Consider the following 18,444-nt stretch of genomic DNA (forward strand, 5'->3'; position numbering starts at 1 on the left):
GCGAAGGAAGCGCCCGTGACGCGCCATTTCCTCGATCTCTCCGATTTCTCCGGCGACGAACTGCGCGCGATCCTGCGCACGGGCGAGGAGATCAAGGCGCGACGCCGTACGCCCGCGGCTGCCGGCGACCGCCTGCTCGAAGGCAAGGTCGTGGCGACCATCTTCGAGCAGCCGTCCTTGCGCACCCGCGTCTCCTTCGATGTCGGCATCCGCGAGCTCGGCGGTTCGCCGATGATGGTCGCCGGCCATGAGATCGAGCTCGGCGAGCGCGAGACCATCGCGGACACGGCCCGCGTGCTCTCGCGCTATGTCGACGCGATCATGATCCGCATCCTGGATCACGACTCGCTGGTCGAGATGGCGAAATACGCAACCGTCCCGGTGATCAACGGCCTGACCAAGCGCCAGCATCCCTGCCAGGTCATGGCCGATGTCATGACCTTCGAGCAGCGCAAGGGCGCGATCGAGGGCAAGCGCATCGCCTGGACCGGCGACACCAACAACGTGCTGACCTCCTGGGTCCATGCCGCCGGCCGGCTCGATTTCGAGTTGGCCGTCGCGACGCCCGAGGAATTGGCGCCGCCGCCGGCCCTGATCGCCTGGGCCAAGAAGCAGGGCGCGAAGATCAAGCTGACCCACCGTCCGGAGGAAGCGGTCGAGGGCGCCGATTGCGTCATCACCGATTGCTGGGTCTCGATGGGCGACCAGGAAGGCACCCGCCACAACCTGCTGCGGCCCTATCAGGTCGACGACCGGCTGATGCAGCGCGCCGAGAAGGACGCGATCTTCATGCACTGCCTGCCGGCCTCGCGCGGCGAGGAGGTCACGGACGCGATCATGGACGGCCCGCAATCGGCTGTCTTCGACGAGGCCGAGAACCGCCTGCATGCGCAGAAGGGCATTCTCGCCTGGTGCTTCGGCGGAGTGGCGGCCTGATGGCCGTGGACGACAGCATGAGCGCCATCGGGCTCGACGATCGGGTCATCCCCTTCGCCGTGCCCGATCTCGACGTGCGTGGCCGCGTCGTGCGGCTGGGCCCGTCGATCGACACGATCCTCGATCGTCATGGCTATCCCGAGCCCGTCTCGCGCGTGCTCGGCGAAGCGGCTGCGCTCACCGTCCTGCTCGGCACGGCGCTCAAGTTCGAGGGCCGCTTCCAGCTCCAGACCAAGAGCGACGGCGCCATCCCGATGATGGTGGTCGACTTCAACGCGCCCGACAATTTCCGCGCCGTCGCCCATATCGACGAGGCCAAGCTCGCCGAGGCGATCGCGCTCGACAAGGTTTCGACCGGCGAATTGCTCGGCGAGGGCCACCTCGCCATGACTGTCGACCAGGGCTCGGCCACGACGCGCTACCAGGGCATCGTGACGCTGAAACGCCAGAGCCTGGAAGAGGTCGCGCACCAGTATTTCCGCCAGTCCGAGCAGATTCCGACGCGGGTCCGGCTCGGGGTCGGGACCGTCACCACCGGCGGTCGCCCGCAATGGCGGGCCGGCGGCATCCTCGTGCAGTTCATGCCGCATTCGGCGGATCGCCTGCGCGCGGCCGATATCCATCCCGGCGACGTTCCGAAAGGTCACGAGATTCTCGCCAATGCTGATCCCGACGGCATCGCCGACGATGCCTGGATGGAGGCCCGCTCGCTGGTCGAGACGGTCGAGGATCACGAGCTGCTCGATCCGACGCTGGAAAGCGAGCGCTTGCTCTATCGCCTGTTCCACGAGCGCGGCGCCCGCGTCTTCGAGCCGGTTGTCGTGCATGAGGCCTGCCGCTGCTCGCGCGAGCGCGTGCTCTCGATGCTGCGCGGCTTCGCGCCCGAGGACCGCAAGGCGATGATCGCCGATGACGGCAAGCTCGGCGTTACCTGCGAATTCTGCTCGCGGCGCTATGCCTTCGACCCCGCCGAGGTCGAGGACGGGCAGGCGGCGGGCGAGTAAGCCCCTCCGTCATTCTCGGGCGCCGCGAAGTGGCGACCCGAGAATCTCATGCCAGAAAGGCGCGGGAGCCTCCCTCGTCAAGAGATGCTCGGGTCAAGCCCGAGCATGACGCTTGAAGCTACCCCGCCTGGCACTCCGCCATCAGCTTGCGCATGAAGGCCTCGCCTGCCGCCAGTTGCTCCAGCGTGATGTATTCGTCCGGCTGGTGCGCCTGGTCGATCGAGCCCGGGCCGCAGACCACGGTCGCAAGCCCGGCCTGCTGGAAATGCCCGGCCTCCGTGGCATAGGCGACGGCGATCGTGTGGTTGCGGCCGGAGAGCCGCATGGCGAGCCGCTCGGCCTCGGAGCCCGGATCGGGCGCCAGACCCGGCACATCCGAGGTCATCTGCGTCTCGATCGCCGAGCTCGGGGCGGTCGAACGCATCCGTGCCAGCACCTTGTCGGCCGTCTTGGCGAAACGCGCCGGCCCGGCTTCGGGATCGGAACTCGGGACCGTCCGGATCTCCCAGAGGATTTCGCTGCGGTCGGCCAGGATGTTGCGGGCGATGCCGCCGTGGAAGGTGCCGATATGGACCGTGTCATAGGGCGGATCGAAGCGCCCGCTGGTATCAGGCCGCGTTTGGGCATCCTCGGCCATCTGATCGAGTTCGGCGGCGAGCCGCGCGCCGGCATGGACAGCGCTGGCGCCGAGCTGCGGCTTGGAGGAATGCGCCGCGAAGCCCTTCACCACGGTCTGGAAGGTCCTGACGCCCTTATGCGCGTCGCAGATGTCGAGCATGGTCGGCTCGCCGACGATGACGGCGCGCGGCCGCGGCAGGGTCTTGCCCATGGCAGCGATGCCGTCGACCACGCCGAGACAGGTCACCTCCTCGTCATAGGACAGGAAGAGATGGATCGGCGTCTTCAGGTCGGCCGCCAGGAAATCCGGCACCAGCGCGAGCCCGAGTGCCAGGAAGGCCTTCATGTCGACGGCGCCGCGGCCATAGGCCTTGCCATCCTCGACATGCAGCGTGAACGGGTCGCGGCTCCAGGCCTGGCCGGCCACCGGCACCACGTCCGTATGGCCGGAAAGAACGATGCCGCCGCGATCCTGCGGGCCGACGGTGGCGAACAGCGCTGTCTTGTCGCCGGTCTCGTTGGGGAAGCGCACGGAGGAGACGCCCCAGCCGGCGAGGTAATCCTCGACGAAGTCGATCAGCGGCAGGTTGGACTTGTCGCTCACGGTGTCGAAGGCGACGAGGCGGGCGAGCATTTCGAGCGGCGTGTAGAGCTGCCCGGCTTGAGCGGAGGCGGTCAATGCAGAACCTTCTTCACATAGGGGGAATCGAGCGGGAAGAGCGGCACCTCGACATCAAAGATCGTGCCGCTCTCATCCTGCATGGCGTAGAAACCGTGCATCGAACCATCCGGCGTCGTCAGCGGGCAGCCCGAGGTGTAGTTGAAGCTCTCGCCCGGGCGCAGCACCGGCTGCTTGCCGACGACGCCCTCGCCGCGGACTTCATGGACCTCGCCGCGCCCGTCGGTGATGAACCAGTGCCGGGTCATCAACTGCACGGTCTGTGTCGAGAGATTCACGATCTCGATCTGATAGGCCCAGAAATAGCGGCCCTGCGCATGCGAGGATTCCGCATCCATGAAACGCGGCGCCACGGTGACACGCACGCCATGCGTCTGGGCCTGGTACATCGAAGGCTCCGCCTTGGCCGGTCGCGGCTTTGCCGCTGTGATGTGTTATCGGCCAGCCGGCGCCAGCGTCAATGCGGTGGCGGGCCATTCTGGCGTGGACAACCCCTCGGCGCGCGCATGCCCTGCTGCCGGCATGCTTGGCCTCGGGAGCCCGCTTCGCTAGCTATGATCGATTATCCCAGCGGAACGCGCATGCTGACCTTCAAGCCCGGCATCCAGCCCGACAGCTCCATCCGCGCCTTCATCGAGGCGGGTGCGATCACGCTCGCCCGGCCGCCGGCCGAGGGGCAGATCCAGCCCGCGAGCCTCGATCTGCGCCTGGGCGCGCGGGCCTATCGCGTCCGTGCCTCGTTCCTGCCCGGTCCCGACCGCACGGTGCATAGCCGTATCGAGGACCTCTCGCTGCACGAGATCGACCTGACGCAGGGCGCGGTGCTCGAGACCGATTGCGTCTATATCGCCGAACTGATGGAGGGACTGCGCCTGCCCAAGGGCCTGCGCGCCGCTGCCAATCCGAAGAGCTCGACCGGCCGGCTCGACGTCTTCACCCGCGTCATCACCGACCGCGCCCGCGAATTCGATCTGGTCGAGGACGGTTATGAAGGCCCGCTCTTCATCGAGATCTCGCCGCGCACCTTCCCGGTTCTGGTCCGCTCCGGCTCGCGCCTCTCGCAGATCCGCTTCCGCGCCGGCGAGACCCGGCTCGACGACCGCGCGCTCGGCGAGATTCATGCCCGCGAGACGTTGGTCAGCGCGGCCGAGCCCTCCTTCCAGGGCGGCGTCGCCGTCAGCGTCGATCTCTCGGGCTTCGACGGATTGCTCGGCTATCGCGGCAAGCATCACACGGCGCTGATCGATGTCGACCGCGTCGGTGCCTATCGCCCCGCCGATTTCTGGGAGCCGATCCATGACGACGGCTCTGGCAGCATGATTCTCGATCCCGGCCAGTTCTACATTCTCGCCTCCAAGGAGGCGGTGCATGTCCCGCCGGACTACGCGGCTGAGATGACGCCGTTCGATGCGCTGGTCGGCGAGTTCCGCGTGCATTATGCCGGCTTTTTCGATCCCGGCTTCGGCCATCGCGCCGCCGGCGGTCAGGGCGCCCGCGCCGTGCTCGAGGTCCGCTCCCGCGACGTGCCCTTCATCATCGAGGACGGCCAGATCGTCGGACGCCTGGTCTATGAGAGCATGGCGGCCCGCCCCGATGCGCTCTACGGCGCCGACCTGAAGTCGAACTATCAGGGCCAGGCCCTGAAGCTGTCCAAGCACTTCAAGAGCTAGGCAGACGCCCGCTCCGGCCCTCCCGCAATCGGTGGGGCGGCTCGCGATTCCCGGATGACACCCGCCTTCGGACCCGCTATGAACGCGGGCCTGCCGCGCGTTGCTTTGCAGCGTGAAGGGCATGCGGGCGTAGTTCAGTGGTAGAACGTCAGCTTCCCAAGCTGAATGTCGTCGGTTCGATCCCGATCGCCCGCTCCAAAATCCATTTGATCGCAGGATGTCGAAGAATTTGCCCGCGCGCTGCGCGAAGGCATCTCAGCCGGTGCGTTCGGCGATGGCGGTCCCTGCCGCCCAGCCTGATGACCACGCCCATTGGAAATTATAGCCGCCAAGCCAGCCGGTGACGTCGACCACCTCACCGATGAAGTACAGGCCGTCGACGGCCTTCGCTGCCATCGTTCGTGAGTTCAGGCCGGACGTATCGACTCCACCGAGCGTCACCTCCGCGGTCCGGTATCCTTCCGACCCGATCGGCAGGACGTCCCAGCCCTGAATCGCGGCGGCGATCGCGGCGAGCTTCTTGTCGCTGGCGTCGCCGATAGGCCCAACCCAGCCATGGGCGTCCGCAAGATAGGCCGCCAATCGCTTCGGCAGAATCTCGCCAAGCGTATTCCCGATGCTTCTGCGGCCGTTTTCCTGCCTGGAGGCGCGTAAGATGGCAAACACGTCCTGGCTGGGCAGGAACGCGATCCTGATCGATTCCGTCTCGCGCCAATAGGACGAAATCTGCAGGATCGCGGGGCCGGAAAGCCCGCGATGCGTGAACAGCAGCGCCTCATCGAACGTCGTCTTGCCGCAGGTGACCCGTACATCCGCGGCGACGCCGGCCATGTCGCGGAATCCGGCAAGAACCTCTTCGCCGAATGTCAGCGGCACCAGGGCCGGGCGTGTTTCCGTCACCGCGAGACCAAACTGCCCGGCGATCTGGTAGCCCAGGCCGGAGGCGCCCATTTTCGGGATGGATTTTCCGCCGCAGGCCACGACAAACTGCCGGCAGCGGATCTTTGCGGCGCCTTCGCCGCCAAGCGCGATCGCAAAGCCGTCGTCAAGCCGCTCAAGGCTTTCCAGCGTGGTCCTGAGGCGCAGCTCGCAGGCCGCGCGCGCCATCTCATCCATCAGCATGGCGATGATATCCTTGGCGGAATCGTCGCAGAAGAGCTGCCCGAGCGTTTTCTCGTGATAGGCAATGCCGTGCTTTTCGACCAGCGCGACGAAATCATGCTGCGTGTAGCGGCCGAGCGCCGATTTCGCGAAATGCGGATTGCTCGACAGGAAATTGCGCGCGCTTGTGCCGATATTGGTGAAGTTGCAGCGTCCCCCGCCGGAGATGCGGATTTTCTCGCCGGGCGCTTTGGCATGATCGACGATGAGAACGCGCCCACCGCGCGCTGCGGCGTGGATCGCGCACATCATTCCAGCGGCACCGGCACCCAGGATGACAGTGTCGTAACGCTCAATCGACATCGAATGCGGCGAGCCCCAGAATCGTTCCAACGGCTATGGCGCAGCGTTGCGGATGGCAACGCGCCAAGCCCGGTTTCGGGTAGATGATCCCCGGCCCGCCATCAACCGGCGCGGGTGAGAGCGTCCAGCAAAACCGGGATGATCGCGATCCGACGATCCGGCCAGTTGATCCGTTTGGCGCGCGAGGACGGATCTTCAACGGCCCGGTGCCGCTTCGCGGGCCGAATGGCGTCGGCTCGATCCCGATCGCCCGCACGACGGATCAGGTCGGCATCGCGAAGATTTCAGACGCCGGCAGCGATGAACTGCGCGGCTTTGCTGTTCAACAGGCGATGGAAGTGGTCGGCTTGCTGATAAAAGCGCTCTGCATCGATCGTGTCGCCTGTCGCTTCGAACCCTCGGGCGAGAGCAAGGGCACGGTCGTAACGTGCCTGAAGGTCTGAACCCGAATTCTTCGTCGCAATGCGCCGGAGCACCGGCCGCCTACGATGATCGAGGTTCATGGCTTTCGCCTCAGCCCATGATCCGCGCGACGATCTTGCGCAGCTCCTCGCGGGATAGGCCGCACGGTTCGGGTTTCCAGTTCGGCGAGGATTTAGGCAGCGACGCTCCCGAGGCCGACGGGCCAAGGGGCTGCGTCTTCTTGTGGTCGTATTGGATATTGCTTTTCATATTGGTCCAGTGGCGCGCAGCGTAACCGCGCTACCCGTAAGGCCGCCGGACAAATGCCGACGGCAGCGTGCCGCGGAGCGGCGTTCAATTGTCGAAGAGTGGGATGTCGGGCAAGCGCCTGTTCGGCGGGCCAGTCGAATCACTTGATCGATCGGAAACGAATAGCGGCCCATTGTGGCGTTTTGACGTTGCTGCCCTCGCCTCCGCCGCTCTCGGCCACCCCCCGGCTCTTGCCCTGAAGAGCATGCGATCGAGGAAGCGGGATGTATGACGCACACAGAGGAGCTTGGTTCCAGGAGTCGCGGCGCGATAAAGCGTGCTCAGGTCGCGGCCTGGAGAAGCGATAGCAGTGCCTGGTCGGCAGCGCCTATTGCGCTGCTTTCGCCCCGTCGATCACGACCGGTGTCCAGCCGCGCTCCGATGATTTCAGCCAGTCGGCGATGTTCTCGAAGACGATGCGCTGCAAGGGCTGGATCTGCTGTCCGCTCTGTTCGGAGATCGCGATGATCCGGCCGAGTTCGTCGGCGAAATCGCGCCTGATCTCGCTGCCCAGGCGGTTCTCCAGATGCTTGAACAGGATGCCGAACAGGCTGATCTGCGCGCTGGCCAGCCCGGCGATGCAGTTGCTGAGATCCTGGTTCATGGCGTTGTCCTCGCGGGTGGGCCGGCTGGTGCCGCTGCGATCGTCGCTTTGCGGCCCGTCCTCGGTCGAAATGGGCATGGGGTCAGGGGTGGGCTGCATCAGAACTCCGCCCAGTCGTCGCGGCCGTTCATCGCGCGCAGCACCTTGCGCTGCAGCTTGGCTGGCATGGTCGCGGGTTCCGCTTCAACCCGGGTCGGCCTGGTGAAGGCGATGCTGTCGGCCTTGCCGCTCAGCCGCTCCAGGGGGATCTGGAAGGAGGCGACGAGGGACTGGAGCCGCTTGGCCGAATCCTCGAGCGTGCCGGCGACCGCATGGCTGTGCTCGACCATGGTGGCGTTCTGCTGCGTCATCTCGTCGAGATGCGCCACCACCTTGGCGACCTCCTCGATTCCGTTGGCCTGCTCCTGCGAGGCGATCGAGATATCGCCCAGGGCCGTGGAAACCTGCTGCGACGACTGCACGATCTCGGTCAGCGCGCTGCCGGCTTCCCGGACCAGCTTCACGCCGGCCGCGACCTCCTCGGCCGAGTTCGTGATCAGCTTCTTGATGTCGTTGGCCGAATCGCTGGAGCGCTGGGCGAGTGCGCGCACCTCCGAGGCCACCACCGCGAAGCCGCGCCCGGCCTCGCCGGCTCGGGCCGCCTCGACGGCTGCGTTGAGGGCCAGCAGGTTGGTCTGGAAGGCGATCGTATCGATGACGTTGATGATCTCGGCGATATTGGCCGAGGCGCGCTCGATGCGCTCCATCGCCGCGATGGCCGCGGTGACGATGTCGCCGCCGCGATTTGCGATCGAATTGGCTTTTTCGCCGAGCATCGTCGCGTCCTGCGCCCGCGCCGCGCTCTGCTTGACGGAAGCCGCGAGCTCCTCGGTCGTCGCCGCCGTCTCTTCGAGGCTGCTGGCCTGCTCCTCCGTCCGCTGCGCGAGGTTGCGGCTGTCCTGGTTGATCGTCGAGGAGCCGGCCGTGAGCGTGCCGGAGATTTCGGCCGTCGTCGTCACGACGTCGCAGAGCGTTTCGATCAGCGCGTTCACGCCTTCGCAGAGATTGCGCAGGTCGCCGTCCTTGCCGGCCATGTCGATGCGCGGGTTGAGATTTTTCTGCTTGGCGGCCGCAACGACCTGCTGCGTCTCCGCGACCGTGAGCTGGAGTGCCTCCTGCGCGCGGCGGCGTTCCGTGATATCGGTGGCGAACTTCACCACCTTGTAGGGACGCCCAGCCGAATCGAGGATCGGGTTGTAGGTCGCCTGGATCCAGATCCGGCGCCCGTTCTTGCCGACGCGGAGATATTCGCCCTCGTCATACTCGCCGCGGCCGAGCTTGGCCCAGAAGCGCTTGTATTCGTCGGATGGATGGTTTTCGGGCGCGATGAACAGGCGGTGATGCTGGCCCTTGATCTCGTCGAGGCGATAGCCGACGGCGTTGAGGAAGTTCGCGTTGGCGTCGAGGATGATGCCGTCGAGATTGAACTCGATGACGGCCTGCGACTTGCGGATCGCGGCGATCTGCGCTTCCGAATTGGCGATCTCCGCCTTCTGAGCGGTGATATCGGTGGCGAATTTGACGATCCTGGTCGGTTTGCCGTCGCGTCCGAGCACCGGCGCGTAGGTCGCCTGGAGCCAGAGCGGCGCGCCGCCCTTGCCGACGCGCAGGAACTGTCCCTCCTGCGGCTCTCCCTGGCGCAGCGCGCTCCAGAACGCCTTGTAGGCCGGCGCTTCGGCCTCGTCCTTGCGCAGGAAGATCGCATGGGGGCGGCCGACGATCTCCGCGAGCTGATAGCCGGTGGCCGCGAGGAAATTGCCGTTCGCGGAGAGGACCTTCCCCGTGATGTCGAACTCGATCACCGCCTGCGACCGGTGAATCGCCTCGATCTGCGCCGAGGCGCCATCCTTGTTGAAGAGGTTGAAGGCCATTATCCATTCCCAGCGCGATGTGACGCAGGGAAGAAAGCTCTAACCAAGTTAAATAACGAAGGGGGGTATTTACGGGAGCGGTTAAGGCTTTGTTAGCTGCGCTTAACGGCGCCAGAAAAATTCATCAATCGGATGCCGTCATGAGCGGATTTGTACGGCGATCGTTCATTTTCGACTCATTATGAGGGGTTTTGCCCTCGAGGCTCGTTAACGTATTAATGGATCTTAACGAGGCCTTAACGAGCTTGCGACAGGTTTGTTGGCGTTTGATAACTATAAGATACTACCGATTGACCTCGTCGGGAGCCTCTATTCTGCCGGATAAGGTGAAATGCTGAGCGCAGCGCTCTGGGAAGAAGAAGATTTCGCGCAACTGAAGGTTGAGATTGCAACCTTGAGCGGCAGTATCCCTCCATCTGTGCGCGCTATGGTGGCGAGCACCGTCAAGCATTTCGCCGGCGAGCTGGTCGACGAACTCTGGGTCGACCTCGCGCGCCATGTGCGGGTGCAGGTCCTGTTCGACAACGAGGGCCTCGCCCGGCGTTTTCGGAGTGCCCTGTCGCAATGGCTCGTCGATATCTTCCCGCGGGAGCCGATCGATCCGACGCTCTTCCTCATGCGCCAGTCCGAGATCGGATCGACCCATGCCCGCATCCAGATTCCGACCTCGCTGAGCATGCTCGCGGCGCGTGCGTTCAAGCGCGGCATCTACAACAACCTCAAGCATACCCGGCTGTCGCGTGACGAATTCGCCCAGGCCGCGCTCTATGTCACCGGCGTCATCGACATCGCGACGGCGGCGATCACCGCCGCCCATATCAGCGGGCTCGATCGCAACCTGCGAGCGGAGGAAGCGCTTCGCCAGGTGTCGATCGATCACGATTTCCGCGCCGAGCGTGAAAAGCAGAAGGCGTCGCTGTCCGAGTGGGCGCAGGCGGTCTTCTTCGGCTCTCATATCGCCGGCGAGGCCGATGGCGTCCTGCCACTGAGCCGCTCCGAGTTCGGCCTGTGGTTTTCCCACCGGGCGAACCTGCTGTTCGGCCGGACCGCGGAATATGCCTCGATCGCGCGGCTCGTCGATGAGGCCGATGCCCATATCCGGCAATTGCGCGATGGCGGTGATGCGCCCCGTCGCCAGGCGCATCTGCGGGAGATCAGGCAGATTGTCGGCCAGATCAACAATCTCCTGAGCGTCCAATTCAGTCATTCCTTCGATATGGGCAGCGCCAGGGATCCGCTGTCGCGGCTGCTGAACCGCCGTTATCTCAGGGCCGCCGTCTCCCGTGAGGTCGCGTTGCGCCGCCGGACGAGCCGCCCGTTCTCGATGATCATGCTCGAGATCTCCCAGTTCGAGACGCTGCGGGCCCATCTTGGCGAAGCCGGCGCCGATACCGTCGTCCAGCAGACGGCTGCGATGCTGCTCAACGCCGTCAGGTCGAGCGACACGGTCTTCAGCATGGGCCGGGAGACCTTCCTGATCATTCGCGTCGGGACCGATGCAAGGGAGGCGGCAGTGTTCGCCCGCAGCATCGTCGAAAGCTATGCGGCGACGCATTTCTCGATCGACGGCAAGACGATCCTCAAGAACACGCTGAATGTCGGCGTCATCGAATATGACGGCCATCCCGATCCGCGCCGCCTCGTCGACCAGGTCGCCAACGCCCTGCGCAACGAGAAGGTCGGCAAGTGACCCGCCTGCGCGGCGCGATTCGTCCATCCGGATCGTGGAAACCTGCAATCCCGCTCGCACCGCGGGATCGAATCCGCATCTCGCGGGTTGATCCGCCAAGCCGCCGATCTGGCGCAAGGAGCAGGATATGATGACGATCAGGCAGACCACCACCACCATCGCCGCCGTTCTGATGCTGGCTTCGCCGGCTATGGCCCAGCAGCGTTCGCTTGGCCCGTCGACGGGAACCGTGCGCATCGAACAGGTCCAGGCCGGTTTCATCGCCTCCGGCGAGGCTGGCGGCGGCACCTTGCGCTACCAGGGCCGTTCATACCCGATCACGGTGGGCGGGATCGGCATCGGCTCGATCGGCGCTTCGCGTTCGGTCGCCTCCGGCACGGTCTACGGGCTGCGGCGCGTCTCCGACTTCGCCGGACCCTATGTCCAGCTCAAGGAAGGCTGGGCCGTCGGAGGCGCTGGCCGCGGGACCACCTGGCTGCGCAACGACAAGGGCGTGACGCTCAGGCTCGCCACCCGACGCCAGGGGCTCCAGCTCCAGCTCGGCGCCGACGGCGTGCTGATCGGTTTCCGCAATTAGTCCGGAACCGCTTCGCGCGGATAAGCGAGGCTAGCCTCTAGGCATTTGCATCGCCTCGACTATGGTGCGGGCACCTTGGAAAATGTGCTCCACCCCCTGATGATCTGTGCCGCCGCCGCCGTCCTGGCGGCGGTGCTCTGCGTGGCCCTGCGCCCGCTCCTGCTGCGCTATGCCCTGGCGCGGCCCAATGCCCGTTCCAGCCACAAGGTCCCGACCCCGCAGGGCGGCGGCATCGCCGTTCTCGCCGCAGCTTTCATCGTGTTGGGTGTGGCGCTCTGGCTCGCGCCGGTGGAGGGCGAGGCGACTCGTTCGGTGCTGGTGCTGGCGCTGGCCGTGACAGGGCTCGGCGTCGTCGGCGCCTGGGACGACATCCGGCCGCTTCCCGCAAGCATCCGGCTGGTGCTGCAGGCGGTTTGCGTCGGCTTCGTGCTGTTTCGCGCCGCGCCGGAATTGCGCCTGTTTCCCGAATTCCTGCCCTTGGCGGTCGAGCGCGGCCTCGCGCTTCTGGCGGGCGTGTGGTTCGTCAATCTCGTCAATTTCATGGACGGGCTCGACTGGATCACCGTCGCCGGCATCGTGCCGTTGACGGCGGCGCTGGCGCTTGCCGGCATGACCGGAACGATCGAGCCGGTGACGGGCTGGCTCGCGGCGGCGCTCTGCGGCGGGCTCCTCGGCTTCGCGCCGTTCAACCGGCCGGTCGCGCGCCTCTTCCTCGGCGATGTCGGCTCGCTGCCGATCGGGCTCGTTACCGCTTATCTGCTCTATCGGCTCGCCGGCACCGGCGCCTTCGCCGCCGCGCTGATCCTGCCGCTCTACCATATCTCCGACGCGACGATCACGCTGCTGCGCCGCCTCGCCCGCGGCGAGAAGGTCTGGGAAGCGCATCGCTCGCATTTCTACCAGCAGGCGACGACGAACGGTTTCAGCGTGCCGGGCGTAGTTGGCCGGGTAGCCCTGCTCAATCTTGCGCTGGCCGCGATAGCGGGCGTTTCGCTGGCCTGGCCGGCGCTTCCCGTCCAGTTCGTCTGCCTCGCGCTCGCCGCCCTGTTGACGGGTCTCCTGCTGCGCCGCTTCGCGACAGGCCCCCGCCATGGCTGACCGGCGCGTCCTCGTCACCGGCGCCAGCGGCTTCGTCGGGCCGCATGTCGTCGCAGCCTTGATCGCAGCGGGCTATCGCCCGCGCCTCGCCCATCGCAAGCCGCAACCGGTCCCTGCGGGCGCCGAAGCCGTGGTGACCGGCGATCTCTCGGCCGCGGTCGACTGGTCCACCGCCCTGGAGGGTGTCGACCATGTCGTGCATATGGCCGGCCTCGCCCATGCCGGGCCGGGCCTCGACGAGGAACTCTACCGGCGCATCAACACCGAGGCGACGCTGGAGCTCGCACGCGCTGCCGAAAGGGCCGGGGTGCAGCGCTTCGTCTATCTGTCCTCGATCAAGGCGCTGAGCGATGCCTTCGACGGCCCGCCGCTGAGGGAGGAGATGCAGCCCGCGCCCGGCGATCCCTATGGCCGCTCCAAGCTCGCGGCGGAGCGAGGGCTGGCCGAAATCGATCTCGATTGGGTCGCGCTGCGCCCGGTCCTGATCTATGGCCCCGGCGTGAAGGCCAATATGGCCGCGCTGCTCAAGCTGGCGCGCTTGCCCGCACCGCTGCCCTTCGGCGGGCTGAAGGCGCCGCGCTCGCTGCTGGCCGTCGAGAATCTGGCCAGCGCCATCCTGTTCGCGCTGACGCCGGCCTGCCCGGCACGGCAAAGTTATGCGGTTTCCGATCCCGATCCCGTCAGCGTGTCGGACATGCTGGCGGCGATGCGTGCCGGGTTGGGGCGCGGCCCCGGCCTGCTGCCCGTGCCCGAAGCCTGGCTGCGGCGGCTGGCACGCCTCGCCGGCCGCGAGGAGACCTTCCTCAAGCTGGCGGGCAGCCTCCTAGCCCGGCCGGAGCGCTTGCTCAGGGCTGGCTGGCGGCCGCAGGTTGAGACGAAGGCGGGGCTGATGCGTCTGGCCGCTTCGAGTCGCGCAGGCTGAAATCCGGGATCGCCTCGTCGAGCACGGCATTGGCCGCTTCCTGATCATTGGCTTTCACCGCCGCTGCGAGCCGCTCCAGCCAGGCTTCGATCCTGGTGCGGCCGGCGAAGATCGGCTTGGCCGCCATCACGCCGTCGAGCCCGGTTTCGGCCATCGGCTCGTCGCGGGCGAACAGGATCTCGTTCAATCGCTCGCCGGGCCGGACGCCGGAGACGACGATCTCGATGTCCTCGCCGGGCTCGAAGCCGGCGAGGCGGATCATCCGCTCGGCCATGTCCATGATCCGCATCGGCTGGCCCATCTTGAGCACGTAGACGGCGGCTCGCTCGGCCTCCGCCTCACTCGCACGGGCGTGGGTGGCGGCAGTCAGGACGAGATCGCAGGCCTCGCGGATCGTCATGAAATAGCGGATCATCTCCGGGCTGGTGACCGTCACCGGCCCGCCGCGGGCGATCTGCGCCTTGAATTTCGGCACCACCGAACCGGCCGAACCGAGCACATTGCCGAAGCGGACCGCGACGAGGCGGATGCCCGAAGCGGCTTCGACCAGCTCGGCATCGCGCGATTGCGCGTAGATCTCGGCGAAGCGCTTGGTCGCGCCCAGCATCGAGACCGGCTCGATCGCCTTGTCGGTCGAGATCATCACGAAGGTCCGGGTACCGGCGGCGACGGCGGCGTCGATGACGTTCACCGAGCCGAAGATATTGGTCTTGATGCCCTCGCTCCAGTCCGCCTCCAGATAGGGAACATGCTTGAGCGCAGCCGCATGGACGACGATGTCGGGCTTGAAGCCGGCGAAGAGCGGCATGATGCGCTCGCGATCGCGCACATCGGCAAGCGCGCCGGAGACGGCCGTCCCCGGCGCTTGCACCGAGAGCTGTTCGCTGATCTGGAACAGGGCGGGTTCCGAGCTTTCGATGATGAGCAATTCGGCCGCTCCGAAGGCGGCGCAGCGCAGGCAGATCTCGGAGCCGATCGAGCCGCCGCCGCCGGTGACGATGACGCGCTTGCCCTTCAGGAACGCGCCCAGCCGGTCGCGGTCGATCGTGGCGGTCGAGCGGACCAGCAGGTCCTCGATCTCGAGCGGAGCCACCTCCGTATCGCGCAAGCCTTCGCCGAGGCTGTCGATACGCGAGATCGGCAAGGCGAGCTTGCGCGTGCGCGCCAGCCATTTTTCAGGCTGTGCCTCCGGCAGCAGGGCGGAAGGCGTGGCGACGATGCGGCGATAGGCTTCGCCGCGCTCCACCGCTTCGCCCGCGATCCGTTCGATATCGGAGAGCAGCCCGAGCACCGGCACGCCGCGGATCGACTGGCCGAGATCGTCGGGGCGCGGCGACAGGATGCCGGCGGGTCGCAGCCGCCGCATCGTGCCGGCCTCCATGGCGCGGATCACCATCTCGATCTCGACGCCGCGCCCGAGCAGCAGCGCCGGCAGGTTCGCCTCGCGCACGGCCGTGGTGCGCGAGCGCGCATACTTGAAATAGCGATAGGCCAGCCGCGGCCCGCCGAGCAGGGCGACCTGCACGAGCCAGTAGAGCGCGATCGAGATCTTGCCGAAATAGAAGGCGCCGTAGAAATTCGGCGCGACCAGCACATAGTCGACCGCGAGCAGGGACACCGTCAGGACGGACACCGCCTTGACGATGTTCGAGAGGTCCGGCAGCGAGGCGAAGCGCCATTTCGAGCGGTAGAGCGAGAACAGCCAGTAGATCAGCCCGGCATAGGCCACGAAGAAGGGCAGGAAACGGGGCAGGTAGCGCAGATGCTCGACGAGCTGCGCGCCCTCGAAGCGGACGACGAAGACGAGCCAGATCGCCAGTGCCGTGACCGCGAGGTCATGCAGGATGACGGCGAGCTTCTTGAGATCTTGTTTGGGCAGGATGGCCATGTCCGGGCGGTATCCCGCTCCCTCGGCGGCTTGTCAACGCGTTGGAGCATCGGCCCGAAAAGTGGAGCGCGGTTTTCGGGAAAGCCGATGCGAAATCAAAATCTAGCGGATCGCTCAGTTGGCTTGCGGCCTGGCTTCCAGCGCGCTGAGCACGAAGGCGATCATCTCGTCCGCCGTCGGGCCGGGGATGCACTCGCATTGCGTAATCAGCAGCGGGTGCATGAAGCGGATCATCGCCGTGCGGATGCAGCCCGTGGCATGGGCCGGCTCCATCGGCCGGAATTCACCCCGCGCGATGCCGTCGGCGACCACGCGGCGCAGCACGATGTCGAAACGCTCGATATGGGCGATGATCGCGTCCCAGCTCTCCTCCATCGCGGCGCAGACCATTTCCTGCATCCGGGCGTGGCCGGCGAAGCGGGCGGCGTTCAGGCGGTAGGAGGTGGCGAGGATGTCGCGCAGGCGCTCGGCAGCCGGCCGGTCCTCGTCGGCGATGGTAGCGATCGCCTCTTCCTGCTCGCGCTTGTAGCGCTCGAGCACGGCCTCGTTGATCGACTTCTTGGAGTCGAAGAAGCGATAGACGTTGGCGGGGCTCATCCGCAGGGATTTGGCGATGTCCGCCACGGTCGTCTTCTGGTACCCGATATCGCGGAAGAAGCGCTCGGCGGTGTCGACGATGATCTGCCTGGTATCGCGTTCGGGATTGCTCACGGCGTCGCCGGCTGGATTGTTTCAAACGAAAGCGGTGAAGAATTGATCGTTATGACGAATTTCATCATTCGTCAACATAATGGCGAATAAAGACTTTTGCCTTGATGTGCATCAATCCTCCCGCGGTTCTCCGGCAAGGAAACCGCCGGGCGCGGCCGAAGTTCCCGGAACCGATTACCTCACGGAAACGCGCGTTCGGGCGAGATTGAGCAGGGTTTCCGTATCGAAATGATCCTTCAGGTGCGCGGCGAGCGCATCCAGTGTCGTCTCGACGGCGTCTTCATAGAGCAGGTCCGACGCCTGCCGCTGGCCATCGATGGCCTTGAGCCAGGCGCTGCGCACCGCGTCCGAAGCAAAGACGCCATGCAGATAGCTGCCGGCGACCCGCCAGTCGGGGCTCGCGGCACCTTCGGCCCGGCCTTCGACCCGGAAGGGCGCGCGGACCGTGTCGGCGCCCTCCGTCCGGCCGAGATGGATCTCGTAGGCCCGGCCGCCAGCCCCGCTCGCGGCATCGCTGAACCCGACCTCGCGGACGGTCTTGTCGGTGTCGAGCGTGGTTTCGACATCGAGCAGCCCGAGGCCCGGCGCTTCTCCCGGCGGCCCCTCCAGCCCGAGCGGATCGCGTACGACCCGGCCGAGCATCTGGTAGCCGCCGCAGAGCCCGAGAACGCGCCCGCCGCGGCGATGATGGGCGAGGATATCGATGTCCCAGCCTTCCCGGCGCAGCGCCGCGAGATCGCGCAGCGTCGTCTTGGAACCGGGGAGGATGACGAGGTCGGCATCTCCCGGCAAAGGCTGCCCCGGCCCGATCATCGCGAGGTCGACATCCGGTTCCAGCTTGAGCGGGTCGAGATCGTCGAAATTGGCGATGCCCGGCAACACGGGAACGGCGACCCTGATGCGGGCTCCGATCTTGCGCCCCGAGCGGATGTCGAGTCCGTCCTCGGCCGGCAGCCTGACCGCATCCGCAAACCAGGGCACGACGCCGAGACAGGGCCAGCCCGTGGCCTCGGTGATCGTTGCGACGCCGGGCGTGAACAGTTCGACGGCGCCCCGGAAGCGGTTGATCGCGAAAGCGCGGATCATCGCCCTGTCCTCGGCGTCCAGCACGGCATGGGTGCCGACCAGGCTTGCGATCACGCCGCCGCGGTCGATGTCGCCGACCAGCACGGCCGGGACGTTCGCGGCGCGGGCGAAGCCGAGATTGGCGATGTCCCGGGCGCGCAGGTTCGTCTCGGCCGGTGAGCCCGCGCCCTCGACGATGACGAGATCCGCGCCTTCGCTCAGACGTCCGAAGCTGCCGAGCACCTGCGGCATGAAATCGCCGCGCCGGGCGAAATCGCGCGACGAGAGGCGGCCGGCGACGCGGCCTTGCAGGATGATCTGGCTGCCCTGCTCGCCTTCAGGCTTGAGCAGCACCGGGTTCATGTCGGGATGCGGTTCGATGCGGGCGGCGCGAGCCTGGAGCGCCTGCGCCCGGCCGATCTCGCCGGCATCGGTCGCCGCGGCGTTGTTCGACATGTTCTGCGGCTTGAACGGCCGCACCTTCAAGCCGTGATTCGCGAAGAGCCGGCATAGCCCTGCGACGATCAGCGACTTCCCGACATTGGAGCCGGTGCCGAGGATCATGATCGCGGGAACGGGGGAGCGGGCCATGCGCCTGCTTAGCGCGGTTCGCATCGCTGCGGAAACCGGCTGCGGCAATCTTCACGCAAGGAGGATGGAAGAGGTTGGCGGGGCCGCCGCGCGTCGGGATACGACCTGCATCATCCTGACAAGGTTCGCCGGTCCCCTGCGGCATCCTGCTGCGCCAAAGGGGCGAAGTCGCAACAGGCGTCCGCCGAGGACCGGCTGAACTGAATAAACACTGAACACTGACGAATGTCAACATTCATCATTCGCTATTTTTAGCACCCCCGCGAGATCGGGTTTCCATCGGGTGCGCACGCCGACCCGGCGTGC

16 protein-coding genes and 1 tRNA gene are annotated in these 18,444 nt (G+C 66.3%); 8 read left to right on the forward strand and 9 right to left on the reverse strand.

Annotated elements, in window-relative coordinates:
• Window positions 1-15: 15 nt before the first annotated feature.
• Both argF and ACFJGT_RS24035 read left to right on the forward strand, forming a co-directional pair.
• The gene (argF, locus tag ACFJGT_RS24030) at window positions 16-936 is read left to right on the forward strand and encodes an ornithine carbamoyltransferase (protein WP_377843508.1); all 921 of its coding nucleotides are present in this window, start codon (window positions 16-18) and stop codon (window positions 934-936) included.
• On the forward strand, window positions 936-1,940 hold the full coding sequence (locus ACFJGT_RS24035) for an Hsp33 family molecular chaperone (protein ID WP_377843510.1): 1,005 nt from the start codon (window positions 936-938) through the stop codon (window positions 1,938-1,940). The genes argF and ACFJGT_RS24035 overlap by 1 nt, the downstream gene beginning before the upstream one ends.
• A 118-nt stretch (window positions 1,941-2,058) precedes the next feature.
• Here ACFJGT_RS24035 and argE read toward each other — a convergent pair whose 3' ends face one another.
• Both argE and apaG read right to left on the reverse strand, forming a co-directional pair.
• Window positions 2,059-3,237 (reverse strand): acetylornithine deacetylase, encoded by a 1,179-nt coding sequence (gene argE / locus ACFJGT_RS24040; protein ID WP_377843512.1) that lies wholly within the window; start codon window positions 3,235-3,237, stop codon window positions 2,059-2,061.
• The gene (gene apaG, locus ACFJGT_RS24045; RefSeq protein ID WP_199086463.1) at window positions 3,234-3,626 is read right to left on the reverse strand and encodes a Co2+/Mg2+ efflux protein ApaG; all 393 of its coding nucleotides are present in this window, start codon (window positions 3,624-3,626) and stop codon (window positions 3,234-3,236) included. Before apaG ends, argE begins: the two co-directional genes overlap by 4 nt.
• A 192-nt stretch (window positions 3,627-3,818) precedes the next feature.
• Here apaG and ACFJGT_RS24050 point away from each other — a divergent pair, with 192 nt between their 5' ends.
• Together ACFJGT_RS24050 and ACFJGT_RS24055 are read left to right on the forward strand one after the other, a co-directional pair.
• The gene (locus ACFJGT_RS24050) at window positions 3,819-4,907 is read left to right on the forward strand and encodes a 2'-deoxycytidine 5'-triphosphate deaminase (RefSeq protein ID WP_377843515.1); all 1,089 of its coding nucleotides are present in this window, start codon (window positions 3,819-3,821) and stop codon (window positions 4,905-4,907) included.
• Between the two features lie 123 nt (window positions 4,908-5,030).
• Window positions 5,031-5,105: transfer RNA gene (locus ACFJGT_RS24055), tRNA-Gly, on the forward strand.
• Between the two features lie 57 nt (window positions 5,106-5,162).
• Here the strand turns inward: ACFJGT_RS24055 and ACFJGT_RS24060 are convergent.
• The 4 genes from ACFJGT_RS24060 to ACFJGT_RS24075 all read right to left on the reverse strand — a co-directional run bounded on the left by ACFJGT_RS24060 (window position 5,163) and on the right by ACFJGT_RS24075 (window position 9,596).
• Window positions 5,163-6,365, reverse strand: coding sequence for an NAD(P)/FAD-dependent oxidoreductase (locus ACFJGT_RS24060; protein WP_377849059.1), 1,203 nt, complete (start codon window positions 6,363-6,365; stop codon window positions 5,163-5,165).
• A gap of 290 nt (window positions 6,366-6,655) precedes the next feature.
• A complete protein-coding gene (locus ACFJGT_RS24065) occupies window positions 6,656-6,874 on the reverse strand; it encodes a DUF4167 domain-containing protein (RefSeq protein ID WP_377843517.1) in 219 nt (72 codons plus the stop codon).
• Window positions 6,875-7,410: 536 nt separating this feature from the next.
• Window positions 7,411-7,785 carry a hypothetical protein gene (locus ACFJGT_RS24070; protein ID WP_377843519.1) on the reverse strand — a complete coding sequence of 125 codons (375 nt, stop codon included), beginning with the start codon at window positions 7,783-7,785 and terminating at the stop codon, window positions 7,411-7,413.
• Window positions 7,785-9,596, reverse strand: coding sequence for a methyl-accepting chemotaxis protein (locus ACFJGT_RS24075; protein ID WP_377843522.1), 1,812 nt, complete (start codon window positions 9,594-9,596; stop codon window positions 7,785-7,787). Before ACFJGT_RS24075 ends, ACFJGT_RS24070 begins: the two co-directional genes overlap by 1 nt.
• 427 nt (window positions 9,597-10,023) lie before the next feature.
• On the opposite strand from ACFJGT_RS24075, the gene ACFJGT_RS24080 reads away from it, so the two are divergent.
• The 4 genes from ACFJGT_RS24080 (at window position 10,024) to ACFJGT_RS24095 (ending at window position 13,883) form a co-directional block, all read left to right on the forward strand.
• Window positions 10,024-11,286 carry a GGDEF domain-containing protein gene (locus ACFJGT_RS24080; protein WP_377843524.1) on the forward strand — a complete coding sequence of 421 codons (1,263 nt, stop codon included), beginning with the start codon at window positions 10,024-10,026 and terminating at the stop codon, window positions 11,284-11,286.
• Window positions 11,287-11,413: 127 nt separating this feature from the next.
• A complete protein-coding gene (locus tag ACFJGT_RS24085; protein WP_377843526.1) occupies window positions 11,414-11,863 on the forward strand; it encodes a hypothetical protein in 450 nt (149 codons plus the stop codon).
• 99 nt (window positions 11,864-11,962) lie between these two features.
• Window positions 11,963-12,961, forward strand: a complete 999-nt coding sequence (locus tag ACFJGT_RS24090) for a glycosyltransferase family 4 protein (protein ID WP_377849060.1) — start codon at window positions 11,963-11,965, stop codon at window positions 12,959-12,961.
• Window positions 12,954-13,883: an NAD-dependent epimerase/dehydratase family protein gene (locus ACFJGT_RS24095; protein WP_377843528.1), complete on the forward strand. Its 930-nt coding sequence runs from the start codon at window positions 12,954-12,956 to the stop codon at window positions 13,881-13,883. Before ACFJGT_RS24090 ends, ACFJGT_RS24095 begins: the two co-directional genes overlap by 8 nt.
• Here ACFJGT_RS24095 and ACFJGT_RS24100 read toward each other — a convergent pair.
• The 3 genes from ACFJGT_RS24100 to ACFJGT_RS24110 form a co-directional block, all read right to left on the reverse strand.
• Entirely contained in the window at window positions 13,807-15,762 is a 1,956-nt protein-coding gene (locus ACFJGT_RS24100) for an SDR family NAD(P)-dependent oxidoreductase (protein ID WP_377849061.1), read from the reverse strand. The two genes, ACFJGT_RS24095 and ACFJGT_RS24100, sit on opposite strands and share 77 nt — an antisense overlap.
• 123 nt (window positions 15,763-15,885) lie before the next feature.
• Complete coding sequence (locus tag ACFJGT_RS24105; protein ID WP_377843530.1) at window positions 15,886-16,482, reverse strand: TetR family transcriptional regulator; 597 nt, start codon at window positions 16,480-16,482, stop codon at window positions 15,886-15,888.
• Between the two features lie 174 nt (window positions 16,483-16,656).
• Window positions 16,657-18,138, reverse strand: coding sequence for a cobyric acid synthase (locus tag ACFJGT_RS24110; protein ID WP_377843532.1), 1,482 nt, complete (start codon window positions 18,136-18,138; stop codon window positions 16,657-16,659).
• Window positions 18,139-18,444 lie beyond the last annotated feature (306 nt).

The sequence above is a fragment of the Allobosea sp. UC22_33 genome (genome assembly GCF_042700715.1).
Lineage (GTDB): Bacteria > Pseudomonadota > Alphaproteobacteria > Rhizobiales > Beijerinckiaceae > Allobosea.

Coding starts and splice junctions, on each gene's coding strand:
- ACFJGT_RS24035 (WP_377843510.1), top strand. CDS start 936: ATGGCCGTGGACGACAGCATGAGCGCCATCGGGCTCGACGATCGGGTC.
- apaG (WP_199086463.1), bottom strand. CDS start 3,626: ATGTACCAGGCCCAGACGCATGGCGTGCGTGTCACCGTGGCGCCGCGT.
- ACFJGT_RS24050 (WP_377843515.1), top strand. CDS start 3,819: ATGCTGACCTTCAAGCCCGGCATCCAGCCCGACAGCTCCATCCGCGCC.
- ACFJGT_RS24065 (WP_377843517.1), bottom strand. CDS start 6,874: ATGAACCTCGATCATCGTAGGCGGCCGGTGCTCCGGCGCATTGCGACG.
- ACFJGT_RS24070 (WP_377843519.1), bottom strand. CDS start 7,785: ATGCAGCCCACCCCTGACCCCATGCCCATTTCGACCGAGGACGGGCCG.
- ACFJGT_RS24075 (WP_377843522.1), bottom strand. CDS start 9,596: ATGGCCTTCAACCTCTTCAACAAGGATGGCGCCTCGGCGCAGATCGAG.
- ACFJGT_RS24080 (WP_377843524.1), top strand. CDS start 10,024: ATGGTGGCGAGCACCGTCAAGCATTTCGCCGGCGAGCTGGTCGACGAA.
- ACFJGT_RS24085 (WP_377843526.1), top strand. CDS start 11,414: ATGATGACGATCAGGCAGACCACCACCACCATCGCCGCCGTTCTGATG.
- ACFJGT_RS24090 (WP_377849060.1), top strand. CDS start 11,963: ATGATCTGTGCCGCCGCCGCCGTCCTGGCGGCGGTGCTCTGCGTGGCC.
- ACFJGT_RS24095 (WP_377843528.1), top strand. CDS start 12,954: ATGGCTGACCGGCGCGTCCTCGTCACCGGCGCCAGCGGCTTCGTCGGG.
- ACFJGT_RS24110 (WP_377843532.1), bottom strand. CDS start 18,138: ATGGCCCGCTCCCCCGTTCCCGCGATCATGATCCTCGGCACCGGCTCC.